Annotated in this window: 15 protein-coding genes, 1 tRNA gene and 1 pseudogene; 6 read left to right on the forward strand and 11 right to left on the reverse strand. The window is 62.4% G+C overall.

Annotation, left to right across the window (positions count from 1 at the left end; translation table 11 throughout):
• Positions 1-7: 7 nt before the first annotated feature.
• Complete coding sequence (locus YU9_RS44120; protein WP_051380683.1) at positions 8-1,696, reverse strand: ABC transporter ATP-binding protein; 1,689 nt, start codon at positions 1,694-1,696, stop codon at positions 8-10.
• A gap of 682 nt (positions 1,697-2,378) precedes the next feature.
• On the opposite strand from YU9_RS44120, the gene YU9_RS0138615 reads away from it, so the two are divergent.
• Positions 2,379-3,704 carry an FAD-binding oxidoreductase gene (locus YU9_RS0138615; RefSeq protein WP_027577451.1) on the forward strand — a complete coding sequence of 442 codons (1,326 nt, stop codon included), beginning with the start codon at positions 2,379-2,381 and terminating at the stop codon, positions 3,702-3,704.
• Positions 3,705-3,817: 113 nt separating this feature from the next.
• On the forward strand, positions 3,818-4,294 hold the full coding sequence (locus YU9_RS0138620) for an Lrp/AsnC family transcriptional regulator (RefSeq protein WP_027544593.1): 477 nt from the start codon (positions 3,818-3,820) through the stop codon (positions 4,292-4,294).
• Positions 4,295-4,324: 30 nt separating this feature from the next.
• On the opposite strand, the gene YU9_RS0138625 is transcribed toward YU9_RS0138620, so the two are convergent.
• Positions 4,325-5,701 carry an aspartate aminotransferase family protein gene (locus tag YU9_RS0138625; RefSeq protein WP_027577452.1) on the reverse strand — a complete coding sequence of 459 codons (1,377 nt, stop codon included), beginning with the start codon at positions 5,699-5,701 and terminating at the stop codon, positions 4,325-4,327.
• A 340-nt stretch (positions 5,702-6,041) separates the two neighbouring features.
• Here YU9_RS0138625 and YU9_RS0138630 point away from each other — a divergent pair, with 340 nt between their 5' ends.
• A complete protein-coding gene (locus YU9_RS0138630; RefSeq protein WP_027577453.1) occupies positions 6,042-6,731 on the forward strand; it encodes a haloacid dehalogenase type II in 690 nt (229 codons plus the stop codon).
• Between the two features lie 118 nt (positions 6,732-6,849).
• On the opposite strand, the gene YU9_RS0138635 is transcribed toward YU9_RS0138630, so the two are convergent.
• The 3 genes from YU9_RS0138635 to YU9_RS0138645 form a co-directional block, all read right to left on the reverse strand.
• Positions 6,850-8,307, reverse strand: a complete 1,458-nt coding sequence (locus YU9_RS0138635; RefSeq protein WP_027577454.1) for an NAD-dependent succinate-semialdehyde dehydrogenase — start codon at positions 8,305-8,307, stop codon at positions 6,850-6,852.
• A gap of 211 nt (positions 8,308-8,518) precedes the next feature.
• A complete protein-coding gene (locus YU9_RS0138640; protein ID WP_027577455.1) occupies positions 8,519-8,875 on the reverse strand; it encodes a cupin domain-containing protein in 357 nt (118 codons plus the stop codon).
• A 13-nt stretch (positions 8,876-8,888) separates the two neighbouring features.
• Positions 8,889-9,812 (reverse strand): glyoxylate/hydroxypyruvate reductase A, encoded by a 924-nt coding sequence (locus YU9_RS0138645; RefSeq protein ID WP_027577456.1) that lies wholly within the window; start codon positions 9,810-9,812, stop codon positions 8,889-8,891.
• Positions 9,813-10,161: 349 nt separating this feature from the next.
• On the opposite strand from YU9_RS0138645, the gene YU9_RS0138650 reads away from it, so the two are divergent.
• Positions 10,162-11,040, forward strand: coding sequence for a GNAT family N-acetyltransferase (locus tag YU9_RS0138650; protein WP_027577457.1), 879 nt, complete (start codon positions 10,162-10,164; stop codon positions 11,038-11,040).
• Positions 11,041-11,209: 169 nt separating this feature from the next.
• On the opposite strand, the gene YU9_RS0138655 is transcribed toward YU9_RS0138650, so the two are convergent.
• Positions 11,210-11,299: transfer RNA gene (locus YU9_RS0138655), tRNA-Ser, on the reverse strand.
• 194 nt (positions 11,300-11,493) lie between these two features.
• Here YU9_RS0138655 and YU9_RS0138660 point away from each other — a divergent pair.
• Positions 11,494-11,835: a hypothetical protein gene (locus YU9_RS0138660; RefSeq protein ID WP_027577458.1), complete on the forward strand. Its 342-nt coding sequence runs from the start codon at positions 11,494-11,496 to the stop codon at positions 11,833-11,835.
• A gap of 244 nt (positions 11,836-12,079) precedes the next feature.
• Here YU9_RS0138660 and YU9_RS0138665 read toward each other — a convergent pair whose 3' ends face one another.
• The 4 genes from YU9_RS0138665 to YU9_RS0138675 are packed head-to-tail and all read right to left on the reverse strand — an operon-like array spanning position 12,080 to position 16,096.
• Positions 12,080-13,543 carry a trehalose-6-phosphate synthase gene (locus YU9_RS0138665; protein ID WP_027577459.1) on the reverse strand — a complete coding sequence of 488 codons (1,464 nt, stop codon included), beginning with the start codon at positions 13,541-13,543 and terminating at the stop codon, positions 12,080-12,082.
• Between the two features lie 17 nt (positions 13,544-13,560).
• Entirely contained in the window at positions 13,561-13,755 is a 195-nt protein-coding gene (locus YU9_RS48655; RefSeq protein ID WP_156952387.1) for a hypothetical protein, read from the reverse strand.
• Between the two features lie 30 nt (positions 13,756-13,785).
• Positions 13,786-14,604: a trehalose-phosphatase gene (otsB, locus tag YU9_RS0138670; RefSeq protein WP_027577460.1), complete on the reverse strand. Its 819-nt coding sequence runs from the start codon at positions 14,602-14,604 to the stop codon at positions 13,786-13,788.
• Positions 14,605-14,608: 4 nt separating this feature from the next.
• Positions 14,609-16,096, reverse strand: a complete 1,488-nt coding sequence (locus tag YU9_RS0138675; protein ID WP_027577461.1) for an MFS transporter — start codon at positions 16,094-16,096, stop codon at positions 14,609-14,611.
• Positions 16,097-16,277: 181 nt separating this feature from the next.
• On the opposite strand from YU9_RS0138675, the gene YU9_RS47015 reads away from it, so the two are divergent.
• Complete coding sequence (locus YU9_RS47015) at positions 16,278-16,667, forward strand: DUF3175 domain-containing protein (protein WP_084299226.1); 390 nt, start codon at positions 16,278-16,280, stop codon at positions 16,665-16,667.
• 209 nt (positions 16,668-16,876) lie between these two features.
• Here YU9_RS47015 and YU9_RS0138685 read toward each other — a convergent pair.
• Positions 16,877-17,239, reverse strand: a pseudogene (locus YU9_RS0138685) (methyl-accepting chemotaxis protein); the annotation flags it as partial.

Genomic DNA, 17,239 nt, shown 5'->3' on the forward strand with positions numbered 1-17,239 from the left:
CCCCTCCTCATTTGTGGCTATGTCCGGCCAGTGTCGATTGGCTTCCAACGGCGCGAGCGCTGCTTTGCTGCTCGCCGGGGATGGCAGCGACGAGTTCTCGCGTGTAGGCGGATGTCGGATTCAGGAAGATCTGCGATGGCGGTCCGTGCTCGACGATCTGCCCTCGATGCATGACCGCGATTTCATCGCAGATCTGGCTGGCCACGCGCAGATCGTGCGTGATGAAGATCATCGAGACGCCGGTCTCCCGCTGAATCTGGTCCAGCAGCTTCAAGATCTGCGCCTGGATCGATACGTCGAGCGCGGAAACGGCCTCATCGGCGATCAGCAGCTTCGGTTTGAACATCAGCGCCCGAGCGATGCCGATGCGCTGACGTTGGCCGCCAGAGAACTCGTGGGGATAACGATCGAAGGTTCCTGCATCCAGCCCGACATGGGCCAAGAGCTCTCGCGCCTGCTCACACGCCGCCTTGTGAGGCACTCCGTGCGCGATCGGACCGACCGTCAGAATTTGCCCGACCGTTGATCGCGGATTGAGCGAGGCAAATGGATCCTGGAAAATCATCTGGATCTTTGGCCGAACCGGCCGAAACTCGGCTTCGGAGAGCCGGGCAACGTCGCATCCCTCGAACAGGATAGAGCCGCTGTCGCTGTCGAGGAGCTTGATCAACAATCGCCCGAGCGATGATTTGCCGGAGCCGCTTTCTCCAACAACGCCCAGGGTGCGTCCCGGCGAAAGGTCGAACGACACGCCATTGACCGCGGGTACGATCCGGCGCCTACCGAACAGCGCACTGCCGCTGCGGTAGGTCTTGACCAGACATTCGACCTTCAGAATGGAGGACGCGGCCGCAGCTTCCGCCGGGACGCGGTCCTTGCCCGTCAAATGCGGCACGGCCGCGATCAGGCGGCGCGTGTAGAGATGGTTCGGGGACTTCAACACCTGCTCGGCGTTCCCCTGCTCCACGCAATGACCCTTCTCCATCACCACAACGGAATCGGCAATCTCCGCCACAACTCCGAAGTCATGGGTAATGAACATCACGCTCATTCCCTTGCGGCGTTGAATGTCGCGGATCAGTTGCAGAATCTGTGCCTGGGTCGTCACGTCGAGTGCGGTGGTCGGCTCGTCGGCGATCAGGATCGCAGGCTCCAGAGCCAGAGCCATGGCGATCATCACCCGCTGTCGCTGCCCGCCCGACAGCTGGAACGGATATTGATGATACATGAGCGGCGGATCCGGCAGGCCCACCTCCATCAGCAATTCTATGGCGCGGCTACGGCGGGATTTCGGCGTTCCCACGTCGTGCGCCGCCATTACCTCCTCGATCTGCGCGCCCACCGTCATTAGCGGATTGAGCGCGGAGAGCGGGTCTTGAAAGATCATCGACACGACACGGCCGCGGATGTCGCGGAGCTTGTCCGACGAGAGTCCTACGAGATCCATCCCTTCCAGACGGATTGCTCCCGAGGATATGCGGATCGTCTTGGGCAAGAGCCCCATGATTGCATTAGCCGTGACCGACTTGCCTGATCCTGATTCTCCGATGATGCACAGGATCTGACCGCGCTTCAGTTCAAAGGAGACGTTCTCGACCGCGTGCGCCCGCTCCATGCCCGGCGGCAAGCTCACGGTCAGGTCGCGGACCGCGAGTGCCACATCTTCCGAGGCTAAAGGCTGCGGGGCGGAGACCATTTGAGCGTACTCCCCTTTCAACCGCGCCAGGTCATGCTGCTGCGGATTGGCTCTTTGGCCCCTCTCGCCGCCGAGATGCTCGGACAAGTCAAGAATATGCCGCTCATTCTGCCATTCCCTGCATGGTGAATGCGACATGATTTCAGAGCTGGCCGCTGAGTCGATGGCGTCGCTTAGCGGGTGCCACCACTGGAGTGATCCGCTCGAACGATGAATCGAGCTCCGGAGAGCTGCCATTCGCATGCAACTTATTCGCTTCGACGAAAGTCTCTCCCCAGACAAGGTTCATGCAGCGTCACCTTTTGAACTTCTGCCCGTCGATCGACATTGATCCGGTATTTGCAAGTCTGACTGCTCCAATCACCCCGGAGTCGCCGAAACGCGCCGGATGGGCAGCAGGAAGTTCTGAAAACGAAGCCCGATTTGGCATTTCGGTCTGCGGCTGTCGATGCGCATGCTGGATTGGGGCATGCCTTCGGGCGACAAAGGGCAGATCCGAAATGCAGAGACGATGCGTCGGTCTCCACACCTAGGAGATAGGGTACAAGCGAACTATCCTCGCAATAATTGCCTGTATCGCAAGCAGCAAACCGCAGGATATTCCGCTCGGCCGCGAAAGTCCGCGGCGTGCCTGCCGCAATTCGTCGGTTATGCTAGGGCAACCAGTGGAGGTCCCCGCCCGATGAGCGCGCCGCTCATGCATATCGAATCCAGTCCATCGTTGCCTCGAGAGGCAGACGTCGTCGTCATCGGCGGCGGGGTGGTGGGGGTGTTCACGAGCTACTACCTCGCTCGTCACGGCCTTAAGGTCGCCTTGCTCGAGAAGGGCCGTGTCGCCGCCGAGCAGTCCAGCCGCAATTGGGGATGGTGCCGCCAACAGAACCGCGATGCGCGCGAGCTGCCGATTGCAACCAAGAGCCTCGAGCTCTGGGAGAAGGTTGCCCAGGAGACCGGTGAAGATACCGGCTTCCGCCGCTGCGGCCTCCTGTATCTGTCGAACGACGAAAATGAGCTGGCGGGCTGGGCAAAGTGGCGAGACTTCGCCAGGACGGTGGGCGTTATGACGCACATGTTGAGTGCGGAAGAAGCGAACGAGAGAGGCAAGGCAACGGGCCGCAGGTGGAAGGGTGGCGTCTTCTCTCCAACCGACGGGACGGCAGATACCTCAAAGGCGGTGCCCATCGCCGCACGCGCGATCATGTCGGCGGGTGGTACAGTGCACCAGCAATGCGCGGCGCGCGGCCTGGAGCTCAGTGGCGGCCGGGTCAGCGGCGTCGTGACCGAAGCCGGCACGATCCGGACCAAGACAGTGGTTATGGCGGGAGGTGCGTGGGCCTCTTCATTCTGCAACCAGCTTGGAATTCGCTTCCCGCAGGCATCCGTGCGCCAGTCCATTCTCGCCGTGGCCCCTGGCGCTGTTGGCCTGCCTGATGCCCTGTACGCCGGGCTGGTGTCGGCCACGCGACGCGGCAATGGCGGATACACGCTGGCAATCAGCGGGCGCGCGCGGATAGATCCGACGCCGCAGCAGTTCAGGTTCGGTCGCGAATTCCTGCCGATGTTCGCCCGCCGGTGGCGCAGTCTTAGCCCTGGGGCTTTCGAGGGCTGGCGGCAAGGCCATGAATCCCTGGCGAAATGGCGGCTCGATGAGGTGACCCCGATGGAGCTGAACCGGACGCTCGATCCTCGCCCTGACATGAGGCAGATTCGAGCGACGCATCGACGAGCCTGCGAGCTCGTGCCGGAACTTGAGCGCGTCGCAATCTCAAATGTCTGGGCCGGCTACATCGACAGCACACCGGACGGCATTCCGGCAATCGGCGAGGTTGAATCCATTCCAGGCTTCATCCTTGCGGCGGGGTTCAGTGGCCACGGCTTCGGGATCGGGCCCGGCACCGGGCACATGATCGCCGACATCATCACCGGTCGTGCGCCGATCGTCGATCCGCGCCCCTACAGGCCGGAGCGGCTGAGAATGAGCGCCTGGGGCAAGGTCAGCGAGTTCTGAATTGCAGTTTCCGCCTCGTTGGGAAAAGCTGCTGGTTGATGCTATGAAGATGCATATGACGCTGAACACTCAAAGCCCTGACGCCGTTGTCGGCCCCATCTGATGGCATTGCTATGAAGCTCGATAAGATCGACATCAGGATTTTATGCGAACTGCAGAAAAACGGGCGCATTTCCAACGTCGAGCTCGCAGAGCTGATAAATCTTTCGCCCAGTCCGTGCCTGATGCGCGTCAAGAGGCTCCAGACGGAGGGCTTCATCACCGGATATTCCGCCCAGATCGATGTTGCCAAGCTCGGACAAACTCTGACGGTCTTCGCTGAAATCACCCTAAAGAATCACCGGCAGATCGATTTCGCTCGCTTTCTCACGACGATCGAAAAGATCGATTCGGTCGTCGAATGCCATCTGGTTTCAGGCGGGTACGACTATCTCGTCAAGTTCATCACAGCGGGAATCAGCGAATATCAGGCGGTCATGGAACGCCTGGTCGAGATGGATATCGGCATCGACAAGTACTTCAGTTTCGTCGTGCTGAAGTCCCCGATCGTGAAATCCCATCTGCCGCTCGAAAGCATCTTTAATGGCTAAGAACAGCGGCGCCGACCGGCGGCGCGGTGATCATCCCTTCATCGCCGCGCGGACGTCCTTGTCTTCGAGCGTCTGGTCGAGCGTAGCCTTTGTCCGCTCAATAATGCCGTCGATGTCGTCATCGGTGCAGCACAGCGGCGGCGCATAGCCCAGCACGCCTTGCGCGAAGGCGCGGATCACGAGACCATTGTCCCATGCGCGGTCGAAGATGCGGCGCGCCGCGTCGGCTTCCGCCGGCAGAGGCGTCTTGAGCTCCTTGTCAGTCACGAGCTCGATTGCAGCCAGCATGCCGCGACCGCGGACATCGCCGACGAGCGGATGATCGGCAAGCGCACGAAGACCTTCCATCAGGCGGTGCCCGGCCTTCCGGCCGTTGTCCAGCAAGCCGTTTTCATAGAGATCAAGGCAGGCGAGCCCAACGGCTGCGCTGACGGGATGAGCGGAATAGGTGTAGCCGTGGCCGACGGCCGCCTTGCCGGCGCCATCGGCAATCGTGTTGTAGACGCCGTCGGACATGAGAACGGCCCCCATCGGCACGTAGCCCGAGGTCAGCCCCTTGGCCGTGGTCATGAGATCCGGCACGACGTCGTCCTCTTCACAGGCGAAGAGCGGACCGACACGGCCAAAGCCGGTGATGACCTCATCGGCAACGAACAGAATATCGTGCTCCTTGCAGACCGCATGCATGGCCTTCAGCCAGGACGGCGGCGGAACGAGGACACCTCCTGACCCCTGTATCGGCTCGACATAGAAGGCGGCGACGCGTTCGGCGCCGAGTTCGGCGATCTTGGCCCGCAAGGCCGCGACGGACGCCGCGATGATAGCCTGAGGATGGGAACCGACAGGATTGCGATAGGCGTAGTGCGAGGGGATTTTGTGTTGCCAGTTGTATGGCACCCCAAAGCCCGCATGAAAGGCGGGCAGCGCCGTCAAGCCAGCCCCTGCCGTCGACGATCCATGGTAGCCAGATTCGAGGGAAATGAACTGGTCCTTCTGCGGCGCACCCTTGGCATAATAATAGTACCGGATGAACCGGATCGTGCTGTCGACGGCATCTGAGCCGCCCAAGGTGAAGTAGACATGGTTCAGATCGCCAGGCGCCAATTCAGCCAGCCTTGCGGCTAATCGGATGGCCGGGTCGGAGCCCAAACCGAAATAGCCCGTCGCATAAGGCAGCTCCTGCAGCTGCCGCGTAGCCGCTTCAACGATGCTGTCCTGTCCGTAGCCGGCATTTACGCACCACAGACCCGCAAAGCCGTCCAGCAATTGACGTCCCGAGACATCGGTCAGCGTCGCGCCTTTGCCTGACTTCAGCACGCGGACGCCCGTCGCCTCGTGGCTTCGATAAGAAGAGACCGGGTGAATCAGATGCGCGCGATCGAGCTCAATCAGCGAGTTGCTCAACATATTGTCCTCCAGAACGGCCGCGATGTTTGTCCGAGCAGCCCGTTGTGTTCGGGCTCAACGTAAGTTGCCGAAGACAGCACTTGCTCCCGGGCAGGACATTGACGGAGGGCGTTTTGACTTTGATTGGGCACCAGCGCGGCATCCTATGCCGGCATGGTGCGGCGACGGCATTGAGGCTAAACGAGGAGAGCCGATCGTCCTGCAACTCTCTGCCATGGCTCCGATGCGATACGACACAATCTGCTCCCGACCATCGCGACATCGGCGCTTTATCTCGTCGGCTGCTCGCTATTGTGCGTGTCGTACCGGCAAGCGGTGCGAGATCGCAAGGATTGGAGCTATGGCGACATTCAGACCCAAATATATCACCTTCGACTGCTACGGCACGCTGACCAATTTCGACATGGCCGGCGCCGCGACCCGTGTCTATGGCTCGGAGCTTTCTGCCGCGGCGATGGCAAAGTTCATCAAGGACTTTTCAGCCTATCGCCTGGACGAGGTTCTCGGCGCCTGGAAACCGTATTTCGAGGTGGTGAACAACGCGCTGGAGCGCGCCTGCAAGCGCAATGGTATCGCCTTTCAGCCGGAGCATGCCCAGCGCATCAATGAAGAGATCCACACGTGGGGTCCACATGCCGACGTCCCGGCTGGTCTGGCCAAGGTTGCCAAAGAGATCCCGCTGGTCATCTTGTCGAACTCCATGAAGAACCTCATCATGTCCAACGTGTTGAAGCTCGGCGCTCCCTTCCACATGGTCATCACGGCCGAGGAGACTGGCGCCTACAAGCCGCACATGAAAGGCTTCGAATACATGCTCGACAAGCTGGGCTGCGGCCCGGAAGATATCACCCACGTCTCCTCCTCGTTCCGCTACGATCTGATGACCGCCTACGATCTGGGTATCAAGAGCAAGGTATGGGTGAACCGCGGTCACGAGCCGGCGAACCCCTTCTATGAATACACCGAGGTCTCCGGCATCGGCGGCTTGGCTGCCGCAGTCGGCCTGGAGCCCCTTCGCAAGAGCGCCTGAGCGCAGTCCTTTCGGGATCGCTCGCGGCACTTCAGTAAGAGAGATCTGCGCTCGTCAAGGAAAAGGGGGCGGTTCAGCCGCCCCCTTTTCTTGTTTCAGATACAGATCCGACGGACGCTCAGTCCAGGCCGCCGACATGGAGAGCCTTGCTCTCGAGATATTCTTCTATCCCGAGCTGAGAGCCCTCGCGCCCCAATCCCGACTGTTTGACACCGCCGAAAGGCGCAACCTCCGTCGAGATCAGGCCGGTGTTCAGGCCGACCATGCCGAACTCCAGCGCTTCCGCAACACGCCAGGAACGTTTCAGGTTTTCAGTGTAGAAATACGCCGCAAGACCGAAGGGCGTACCGTTTGCGATCGCTATCGCCTCGTCCTCCGTCTCGAACCGGAAAAGCGGCGCGACGGGCCCAAAGGTCTCCTCCGAAGCCAGTAGCATCTCAGTCGTCGCGCCACCGAGCACGAGAGGCCGGGCATATTGCCGACCTTCCGGCACCGCCTCACTCTCCGAGATGATCTTTGCGCCCTTGTCCAGGGCATCCGTGACGTGCCGCCTGATCTTCTCGATCGCCGCGCCGTTGATCATCGGCCCGATTGCGACCCCCTCTTCCGTGCCGGCGCCGACCTTCATATTTGCGACCTTGCCGGCGAGCTTCTGTGCAAAGGTATCGTAGACGCCTGATTGCACGAGAATGCGATTGCAGCAGACGCATGTCTGTCCGCCGTTGCGGAACTTCGACGCAATCGCGCCCTCGACGGCGCGGTCGATATCGGCATCGTCGAAGACGATGAACGGCGCATTACCGCCGAGCTCGAGGCTGAGCCGCTTGATGTTGTCGGCGGCGCCTTTCATCAGCAGCGCGCCGACGCGGGTCGATCCCGTGAACGAGATCTTGCGAACGGTCTCATTGGCCATCAGCTCCTTGCCAATATCCGCCGGCATGCCCGTCACGATGTTGATCACGCCAGGTGGAATTCCCGCCCGCTCCGCCAGCACACCGATTGCGAGAGCCGAAAAGGGCGTGAACTCAGAGGGCTTGATGACGACGGTGCAGCCCGCGGCCAGCGCAGGTGCCACTTTGCGCGTAATCATCGCGTTGGGGAAATTCCAGGGCGTGATGATCCCGCAGACGCCGACCGGCTCTTTCAGCACCAGAATGCGGCGATCGACCGTGGGTGACGGGATCGTCGATCCGTTGATCCGGCGCGCCTCTTCCGCAAACCATTTGACGAACGAGGCCCCATAGCGGATTTCGCCGAGCGATTCCGCCAGCGGCTTGCCCTGCTCCAGCGTCAGCAACAGCGCCAGGTCCTGCTCGTGGCGCCGCATGAGCTCATACCAGCGCTCCAGCAGAACGGCACGTTCCGCATGAGCCGTGGTCTTCCAGCCCTTGAACGCAGCGGCGGCGGCGTTGATGGCGGCCTCGGTCTCCTCGCGCCCCATGTCTGGGATGGTGCCAAGAACTTGCTGGCTGGCAGGATCGATGACTTCAACCGTCGCCTTCGCATTCGCGTCGCGCCAATGGCCAGCGATCAGTGCCTGCTGTCGAAACAGATCCTTGTCTTTCAATGCGACCATGTATGTGTTCCCTTGCCCTTGGGGTTAAACAGCCATCACTGCTAGGTATGCGATTGGCGAGATAAAGCCGTCTCATCTGAGCCATACAGGACCGCGCGCCGCATTTTTCATCGAGAGTGAAGCGTCTGACCGCGTTGAATCCGGTCAGACGCGGCCCGGAAAGCCGATTGTTCTGGCGGCCGCTTAGTGAGGCCGCCGCCAGGCATCGCGCTCAGTCATAGTGGCAGACGTAGATCTTCCGCACGGTCTCGATCGTGCGCCAGACGCCGACAAAGCCCGGTTTCATCACAAAGCTGTCGCCGGCGCGGAACGTCTTCGTCTCACCATCCTTTTCCTCGATTTCGATCAGACCCGAAATAATGTGGCAGAACTCGAAGGTGGTGCCCTTGATGGAATGGGTCTCGCCGGGGGTTGCCTCCCAGACGCCCGTCAGCACTTTCTCACCCTTCGAGGCGTCCTGCGCCCAGGTCTTGAAGGACGGATTGCCCGAAATGAGCCGTTCCGGAGCCGGCACGGCCTTCTTCGGTGCGAAGTCCGGATTCGTGTCGATGGCGATCAGAAGTGACATGGCATCTTTCCTGTTAGTAGCCGAGCGTTCGATCGACGAGGCCGATCGGATTTCGTCCGGCGCGGTGGCGCCGGATGTTCTCTATGACGGATTGCGCGGCCGTATGCGGTTGCGTCACGGACGCGATATGCGGCGTGATGATCACCTTCGGATGCGACCAGAGCGCATGGTCTTCCGGCAGCGGCTCGGGATCGGTCACGTCGAGCATCGCTGCGGCGAGACGTCCGCTGTCGAGCGCTTCGATGAGTGCGCCCTGGTCAAGCTGCGGGCCGCGGCCAACGTGCAGGAGCCTCGCTCCCTCCGGCAGGAGAGAGAACAGCTGTGCGTTCAGGATGCCGCTTGTTTGCTCCGTCAGGGGCAGAAGACAGACGAGAATATCCGTTCCCTTCAGGAAGCTGCCAAGCTGACCATCGCCGTGGAAGCAGGTGACACTCTCGATCGTCTTGTTGCTGCGGCTCCACGCGGCAAGCGGAAATCCAAACGGCTTTAGGCGATCAATCGCAGCTTGCGCCAACATGCCGAGGCCCAGAAAGCCGACGCGCCGATCGGCCGCCTGGGGCGTTGCAAGAGCCTGCCATAGGCCCCTTCCCTGCTGCTCCCGATAGGCAAGCATCTCGCGATGGAGTGTCAGCACCCCAAGCACGACGTACTCCTGCATCATGCGTATGATGCCATCCTCGATCATGCGCACGAGCTTGACGCGGTCGGGTATGGTCTCCGGCTTGAATTGATCGACCCCCGCACCGATGGAAAAGACCACTTCCAGATTGCGAAAGCGCGATAGATCGTCGGGTGCGTTCCAGGTCAGCAGGTACCGCACCTTTTCAGGGTCGATGCATTTACTGGAATGGTAGAATTCGAGATCAGGGAGCTCGCGCGCAAAGGCCTGCCGGAAAATAGCCGCCCGAGCAGCATCGGAATTGAAAAGGAACGCCATCGACGTGGTCCTCTCAGGTCCTCGCCCGGGATGCGGCGCGTTGAGACCGGCCTGGCCGACCACCGAGGACTGGAAAGGCGGCGAGCCCTCCAGCGAAGCCTTCAACGTTCACTGGGGCTCACCCTGCCTGCTGTTGCCGGATATCGATAGGCCGCAACCAGGAGCTTTCCCTGCTGAATCGAGTAGCGCTTGCGGCGGAACATTCCGAATACCGCCTGCCAAACAGGCGAAACCTGCTGGCCTTCCGCGTTATGCTGCTGCAAAACAGGGCTTGTGCGGCACGCAGCAGAAGGCCGGCGAGGGCGATGGGCCGCAAGCTTTGGGTGCCGCAAAGAAACGGATGAGCTGAATGGGACGAACGGTACGCGTGAAGTCCTTTGAACTGGTGGCCAAGGACATCAACGACGTTGATGTGAAGCTGCTCCACGCGCTTTCGATCGGTGTCGGCTGGCCGCACCGCCCCAAGGATTGGGATTTCCTGCGCCGCGCCGGCCACGGCATCGTTGCCGTGGATGGCATAGGGCGCGTCTTCGGCAGCGCGATGTGGTTCCCTTATGGCCACGAATTCGCGACGATTGGCCTGGTGATCACATCGCCCCGAACCCAGGCACAAGGTACTGGCCGCTGGCTCATGGAGCAGGTTTTCGAGCGATGCGGCGACCGGAATTTGACCCTCAACTCAACCCATGCCGCCTATCATCTGTATCTGTCGCTGGGATTCACGAAAGAAGCCACCGTGTATCTGTGGCAAGGAGAGGTCGTCTCACCACCTCCGCCGGTGCCGGCGCTGGCCGGTGAATTGAGCTCGCTGTCCACTGCGAACATCGGAGAGATCGCGGCACTGGATGAACGCGCGTTCGGAGCTAACCGGCAGAAGCTGCTCGCATTGCTTTCTGAAGGTGCCTCAATCTCCGTCTTGCGCCGCGGCGGAGAGGCCGTCGGCTTTTCCATGAAGCGCGAATTCGGGCGCGGTCATGTGATCGGCCCCATCATCGCCAGCAATGATTGTGACGCGATCCATCTCACGGCCGTGCATCTCAAAGATCTCGCCGGAAAGTTCGCCCGCGTGGATACGCGGGAGCAGACGGGCCTGTTTGCGGACTATCTTCAACAGAGCCGTCTCGGAATGAACGATACCGTCTCGACGATGTCCAAGGGTCGGCGATTCCTGAACCGAAAGGAAAACGAGCCGTGGGTGTACGGGCTAGCCGGTCACGCGTTGAGCTGAGGCTATGAAGCGAAGCTCCATGGGGGGCCGGTGTCAACGGTGCCGATCGCGACCGTATAGAGGTGGGCCGTGGCTACGGCGGCTAGCAGAGGGGAGGAGTCGCTCGCGACGCCCCAGAGTGACGGCCCCAAGCACACGAAATCGTAGATTGGCATAGCAAATCGCACAATGGCGGAGAGAGTGGGATTCGAACCCACGGTACGGTTTCCCGCACACACGCTTTCCAAGCGTGCGCCTTAAGCCACTCGGCCATCTCTCCGGAGCGCCCTCTCTTGAAGGGGCGCCGAGGATTTTGCAAGGGATCGCGGGGATCTAAGGCGATTTTTCCGCAACTTATTGTATTTACAAGATAATATCCTGCCTCAGAGGTGCCTTGACCCACCTGCCGGCTGAACCGCAAGCGGGTTTGGCGCGACGATTCACGGCAAGCCGCCAAACACGACCGGGGACGCCATGACCATCCGCAAGACCATCGCCGCCCTTGGCCTGATTTCGGCCCTCGGCTCCGCCTTTTCCCTGCCGGCGCTGGCACAGGTCTGCACCCGGCAGGGTGTCGATGTCAGCTGCGAGGACGGGCGGCGCGGGGTGCTCTCGGGCGATGCCATCCTCTGGCCGGACGGCACGCGCTCCAGCGCGACGCCGCATCAGAGCGTCGTCATCGGCAACAAGAGCTCAGTGCATGTCGGGCCCGGCGTGTTCGTCGGCCAGGGCAAGGGCGTGGTGCCGCTGGACGATCCCAACGCGCCGAACAAGCGGCAATGCGCGATCCTGGATGGCGTGTCGTATTGTTATTGAGGGAGGCTCTTCCTTCTCCCCTTGTAGGAGAAGGTGGCGCGAAGCGCCGGATGAGGGGTTGCATCCACGAATCTTGCTGCGAGACGTTCACGCGTGGAGAGAGACCCCTCACCCGTCTCGCCGCTTCGCCATAGCCGATGCGAAGCATCGGCGTTCTTGAGAACGGCGGCCGAAGGCCGCATATGCCACCCCCTCCCACAAGGGGACCCACAAGGGGAGAGGGTGAGGTCGAGCCAAGCTGAGGTTAAATCAACCGCACGCCTGATATCGCCGACTTCAGCCAGCGCAGCGCCTGCGGCGGCTGGGCCGCGAGCGGGGCGACGGCGGCCTTCTCGGTGCGGCACTTCTCGAGCCCGGCGACGAAATCCGCGGACCATTGCTGGATGGTGTGGCCGCGCAGCTTCTTCATCATCGCGTCCCAGCGCATGTTGCGCTCGGTGAGCGGCATCGATGCGGCGACCGCGATCGCCCGGGCCATGCCGTCGATGTCGTGCGGATTGACCAGCAGCGCGGCGTCGAGCTCGTTGGCGGCGCCCGCGAACTTCGACAGCACCAGCACGCCGGGATCGGCCGGGTTTTGCGCGGCGACGTACTCCTTGGCGACGAGGTTCATGCCGTCGTGCAGCGGCGTCACCACGCCGATCTGCGCGGTGCGATAGAGACCCGCGAGCACGGCCTGGCTGAAGCCCTTGTTCAAATAGCGGATCGGCGTCCAGTCGACCTCGCCGTGGCGGCCGTTGACGTCGGTGACGAGGCGCGCGACCTCGTTCTGGAGATTGCCATAGGCCTCGATACCGCCGCGCGAGGGATTGGCGATCTGGAGCAGCGAGATGCTGCGCGCAAACTGCGGGTGCTCGGTCCAGAGCCGGTCGAACGCGCCGATGCGGTTGACGAGACCCTTGGAATAGTCGAGCCGGTCGACGCCGATCGCGAGACGCTCGCCGTTGAGGCTGCGGCGCAGGCGCGATACATCAGGATGCGAGGCCGATTTTGCGGCATAGGCAGCGAATTTCTCCGCATCGATGCCGATGGGGAAGACTTCGCAGCGCGTGCGCCCATGCTGCGAGATCGCAACGCCGTCCTCGATGGTGAGGCCGAGCTCGCCGCCGACATAACCGAGGAAGTTCTGGCGATCTTCCTCGGTCTGGAAGCCGAGCAGATCGTAGGCCAGCATCGCCGTGATCAGCTCGCGATGGTTGGGCACGCCCTGCATCACCGCGGCGACGGGCCACGGCGTGTGCAGGAAGAAGCCGATCGGATCATCGACGCCGAGTTCGCGCAGCTCGGCGCCAAGGGCGAGGAAGTGATAATCCTGCACCCAGAACGCGGTCTTGGCTTTTCGGAAGCGCAGCAGGGCCCGCGCCATGAAGGCGTTGACTTCGCGATAGCTGACATAGTCCTCGCGCGAGACGCGGATCAGGTCGCTGCGCGAATGCAGTGCCGGCCACAGTGCCGAATTGGCGAAGCCTTCGTAATAACCGCCGTAATGCGCCGCCGGCAGATCCAGTGTCGCAATCGCGCCCGTCCCGAGCGCCTCGATCTCGGCAAAGGGTTCCTTCTGATGGCCATCACGCACACGGCCGGAGGAACCGACCCAGATCGCACCAGAATGTTCGACCACGGGAAGCAATGCCGCCGCAAGGCCGCCCGTCATGGGCTCGTTGGGCTTGCCGCGGGCGACGCGATTCGAAACGACGATCAAGTTCACAGGTCGTCCCCTCCTGTTCATTCCACCCCGTTTAACTGCCGTTCATCAATATGGTTCCGGATCATCGTTTCAACCAATTGAAACCAAAATCGGGCGTGTGCATTGGAACGGGTTTCGCTTGCGGAACCCGGGAATTTCGCTGCAAAGACAGCTTTTCCGTTTCTGTTGCGCAGCATGCCTCGCGGCGCGCAACGGCGCTGCGCTGACTGCATTTATGTCTGCGAGGTGGCGCTGCCTTCGTTTCACCTCGGATCGAGCAGGCGCGCAAGGAACGCACGCACATCGCTCGGCGCATCGAAATGGCCATTCACGCCCATGGCACGGCGGCCGACCGAGAAGGCGAGCCCGTCCATGTCGGGCATGATCGCGAACACCGTTTCATCGGTGACGTCGTCGCCGATGAACAACGGGCGCCGTCCACTGAACGGCTCGTGCTTCATCAATTCGCGCACGCCGCTCGCCTTGGTGAAGCCGGAATGCTTGATCTCGCAGACGAACTTGCCCGGCAGCACCTCGATCGGCGCATTGGGCAGATCGGCGCGGATCAGCGAGACGGATTCGTAAATCGCCCTCTCAGCATGCGGCGCAAGCCGATAATGCAGCGCGAGCGAATAGCCCTTGTCCTCGAGCAGGATGCCTGGGCTGAGCTTGGCGATGGCGGCCAAGCGCCGCTTCAACTCCTTGTCGAGCGGCGGCGCGTGCACATCATCCGCTTCACTGTCCACCGACAGCCGCATCTCCGCGCCGTGGCCGGCGACGGCGCGGAACACATCGGGCGCGAAGATCAGGTCGATGTCGTTGAGAGAGCGGCCGCTGACCAGCGCCAGCGCGCCCGACGTGCGCTCGGTCAGCCGGTTCAGCGTTTCCGACAGGCCCGGCGGCACCCACACCTCGCGCGGCGTCGGCATCAGGTCGAGCAGCGTGCCGTCGATGTCGAGCAGAATGGCTATTTCATCGAGGTGCGGCACCAGCGCATGCGGCACCGGCACCGTTTCGGGCGTCTCGTCATCCAGGATGGTGCGCTTCTGGTCCAACGCCATTTCCGCAAGTTCCGATTTCATCAGTCTACTCCATAAAGGCGAGCGGGCGCGCGACGTGTTCGAGCGATTTGCGCTCCGCAGAGACGGCATAGCGCCACGCCACGATCGCAGCCGCGATCATCAGGACTGCCCCCAGCAGATAGCCGGCGAACACGCTGTTGCGTGATCCCGTATCGATCAGCGCGCCGAACAGCGCCGGCCCGATCACGCCGCCGATGCCGGTGCCGACCGCGTAGAACACCGCGATCGCCAGTGCGCGCACCTCCAAGGGAAAGTTCTCGCTGACGGTGAGATAGGCCGCGCTCGCAGCGGGCGAGGCAAAGAAGAAGATCACCATCCAGGCGATGGTCTGCCCCTGCGCGCTCAGCACGCCGATCGAGAACAGATAGCCCGACAGCACCAGCAACAGGCCCGACATGCCATAAGTGAACACGATCATGGTGCGGCGGCCGAGCGTATCGAACAGACGGCCGAGCAGCAGGGGCCCCAGGAAATTGCCCGCGGCGAAGGGCAGCAGGTACCAGCCGACGTGATCGGCGCTGATGCCGTAGAAATCGGTCAGCACCAGCGCAAAGGTGAAGAAGATGGCGTTGTAGAAGAACGCCTGCGCGCTCATCAGCACGAGGCCGACCAGCGCACGCTGGCGATAGACGGAAAACAGCGTATGCACGACTTCGCGGATCGGCGTGTGATCGCGCATCTTCAGCCGGACCGTTGTGAAGCGCTCGTCTCTCGCATCCTGGTCGCGTCCGATCACCGAACGCTCGATGTCGTCGACGATCGCGTGTGCCTGGTCTGGCCGCCCGTGGATCATCAACCAGCGCGGACTTTCCGGGATCCACATCCGCATCAGGAGCACGACGAGACCGATGGAAGCGCCGATGAGATAAGCGAGGCGCCAGCCGAGATCGGGGCCGGTTACGGCGGGGTCGAGCAGCACGATCGCCGCCACCGCGCCCATCGCAGCACCGATCCAGAAGCTGCCGTTGATGACGAGATCGGTCCAGCCGCGATAGCGTGCCGGCACCAGCTCCTGGATGGTCGAATTGATCGCGGTGTACTCGCCGCCGATACCGGCGCCGGTGAGGAAGCGGAATAGCGCGTAGCTTGCGACATCCCACGACAGCGCGGTCGCGGCCGTTGCCGAGAGATAGAGCGCAAGCGTGATGAAGAACAGCTTCTTGCGGCCGATGCGATCGGTGAGCCAGCCGAAGCCGAGTGCACCGAGCACTGCGCCCGCGAGATAGGCGGAGTTGGCGATGCCGAGATCAAGATTGGAGAAATGCAGCGACGGGCTCTGCTTCAGCGCGCCGGAGAGCGCACCCGCCAGGGTCACCTCGAGGCCGTCGAGAATCCAGGTGATGCCGAGCGCGAGCACGACGCGGGTGTGAAAGCCGCTCCACGGCAGCGCGTCGAGCCGCGAGGGAATGCTGGTCTCGACGATACGCTCGGTGGCGGTCGCCGCCGGGACTACGGGTGCATAGTTCAGCGCTGGGTTTTGATGCAATTCCATCGGGTTGTTGCGTCTGATCAATGGAAGCGGCCCCGCTTCACAGGACGTGGACGGGGTCGGTCCGATCATGGGGTGCGGCATTCTGCCTGCCACCAGCGACAACGTTTGCGATGAGGCCCGGTTCCCACGGGAACAGCCTCCAAGAACACCCGTTTCCGATTGAGCACCAAGGAGTTGACGCATGGCTCAGGTCAGAAAGACGACACATTCACGGAAGACAGGCGCACGGAAGACAGGCGCGCGCCACACCGCGCGTCGCAAGGCGAGCACGACGCGCAAGAAGTCAAGCCGCCGTGCAACACCGAAGCGCTGGTCGCAACGGGTGACGCGGGAGAGCGACGCGCTCGATCTCAAGCGCGGCGTGTTCAAGCTTAAGGATCCCAAGAAGATCGCGGCCTCGCTGAAGCGCTCGGCCGAGCACAGCTCCCGCCGCAAGACGGGCGCCTACCGCTCCGCGCTGTCGATGCTGACGTTTTACATCAACCGCGCCGGCAAGACGCTGCCGAAGACGCAGCGCACGCGGCTGGAGCGGGCGAAGGGAGAGCTGAAGCGGGCATTCGGGAGAGAATAAGGCTCGCGCTCTTGACTCCGTCGTCCCGGACAAGCGCGCCCCCGAGGCGCGCGCCGATCCGGGACCCAGCCACAGGGTTGGGTTTGGCGAAGGCTCGGAGTTAGCGGCGTTGCTCCACAACCTGGTCCTGGGAGTATGGGCCCCGGATCGGCGCGCGCTTGAGGCGCGCTTGTCCGGGACGACACTGAGGATGATGCGAGCGCGGGGCCTTACGCTGCGCGGATATTCGCCATGAAGCGGTCGAGCTCGGCGCGGAGGCGGGTGCTTTCGCTCGACAGGGTCTTGGCCGAATTCAGCACCTCTCCCGAGGCCGAGCCGGTCTCGGCGGCGCCGCGGTTGACTTCGCCGATATCGGTGGCCGCGGTCTGGGTGCCCTGCGCGACAGTCTGGACGCTGCGGGCGATCTCCTGGGTGGCCGCGCCCTGCTGCTCGACCGCGCTCGCGATCGAGGTCGAGATCGACGAGATCTGACCGATNGTCGCGCCGATCTCCTTGATCGCGGCGACCGACTCGGCGGTGGCGCCCTGCATCCCCGCGATGTGCGAGGAGATCTCGTCGGTCGCCTTCGCGGT

This window comes from Bradyrhizobium sp. WSM1743 (assembly GCF_000473065.1).
GTDB lineage: Bacteria > Pseudomonadota > Alphaproteobacteria > Rhizobiales > Xanthobacteraceae > Bradyrhizobium.

Excerpts from the sequence above, each read along its gene's own strand:
- YU9_RS0138650 (WP_027577457.1), top strand. The coding sequence starts at position 10,162 with ATGGGACGAACGGTACGCGTGAAGTCCTTTGAACTGGTGGCCAAGGAC.
- YU9_RS0138660 (WP_027577458.1), top strand. The coding sequence starts at position 11,494 with ATGACCATCCGCAAGACCATCGCCGCCCTTGGCCTGATTTCGGCCCTC.
- YU9_RS0138635 (WP_027577454.1), bottom strand. The coding sequence starts at position 8,307 with ATGGTCGCATTGAAAGACAAGGATCTGTTTCGACAGCAGGCACTGATC.
- YU9_RS0138645 (WP_027577456.1), bottom strand. The coding sequence starts at position 9,812 with ATGGCGTTCCTTTTCAATTCCGATGCTGCTCGGGCGGCTATTTTCCGG.
- YU9_RS0138640 (WP_027577455.1), bottom strand. The coding sequence starts at position 8,875 with ATGTCACTTCTGATCGCCATCGACACGAATCCGGACTTCGCACCGAAG.
- YU9_RS0138625 (WP_027577452.1), bottom strand. The coding sequence starts at position 5,701 with ATGTTGAGCAACTCGCTGATTGAGCTCGATCGCGCGCATCTGATTCAC.
- YU9_RS0138630 (WP_027577453.1), top strand. The coding sequence starts at position 6,042 with ATGGCGACATTCAGACCCAAATATATCACCTTCGACTGCTACGGCACG.
- YU9_RS0138675 (WP_027577461.1), bottom strand. The coding sequence starts at position 16,096 with ATGGAATTGCATCAAAACCCAGCGCTGAACTATGCACCCGTAGTCCCG.
- YU9_RS47015 (WP_084299226.1), top strand. The coding sequence starts at position 16,278 with ATGGCTCAGGTCAGAAAGACGACACATTCACGGAAGACAGGCGCACGG.
- YU9_RS48655 (WP_156952387.1), bottom strand. The coding sequence starts at position 13,755 with ATGCAGTCAGCGCAGCGCCGTTGCGCGCCGCGAGGCATGCTGCGCAAC.
- YU9_RS44120 (WP_051380683.1), bottom strand. The coding sequence starts at position 1,696 with ATGGTCTCCGCCCCGCAGCCTTTAGCCTCGGAAGATGTGGCACTCGCG.
- YU9_RS0138620 (WP_027544593.1), top strand. The coding sequence starts at position 3,818 with ATGAAGCTCGATAAGATCGACATCAGGATTTTATGCGAACTGCAGAAA.
- otsB (WP_027577460.1), bottom strand. The coding sequence starts at position 14,604 with ATGAAATCGGAACTTGCGGAAATGGCGTTGGACCAGAAGCGCACCATC.
- YU9_RS0138615 (WP_027577451.1), top strand. The coding sequence starts at position 2,379 with ATGAGCGCGCCGCTCATGCATATCGAATCCAGTCCATCGTTGCCTCGA.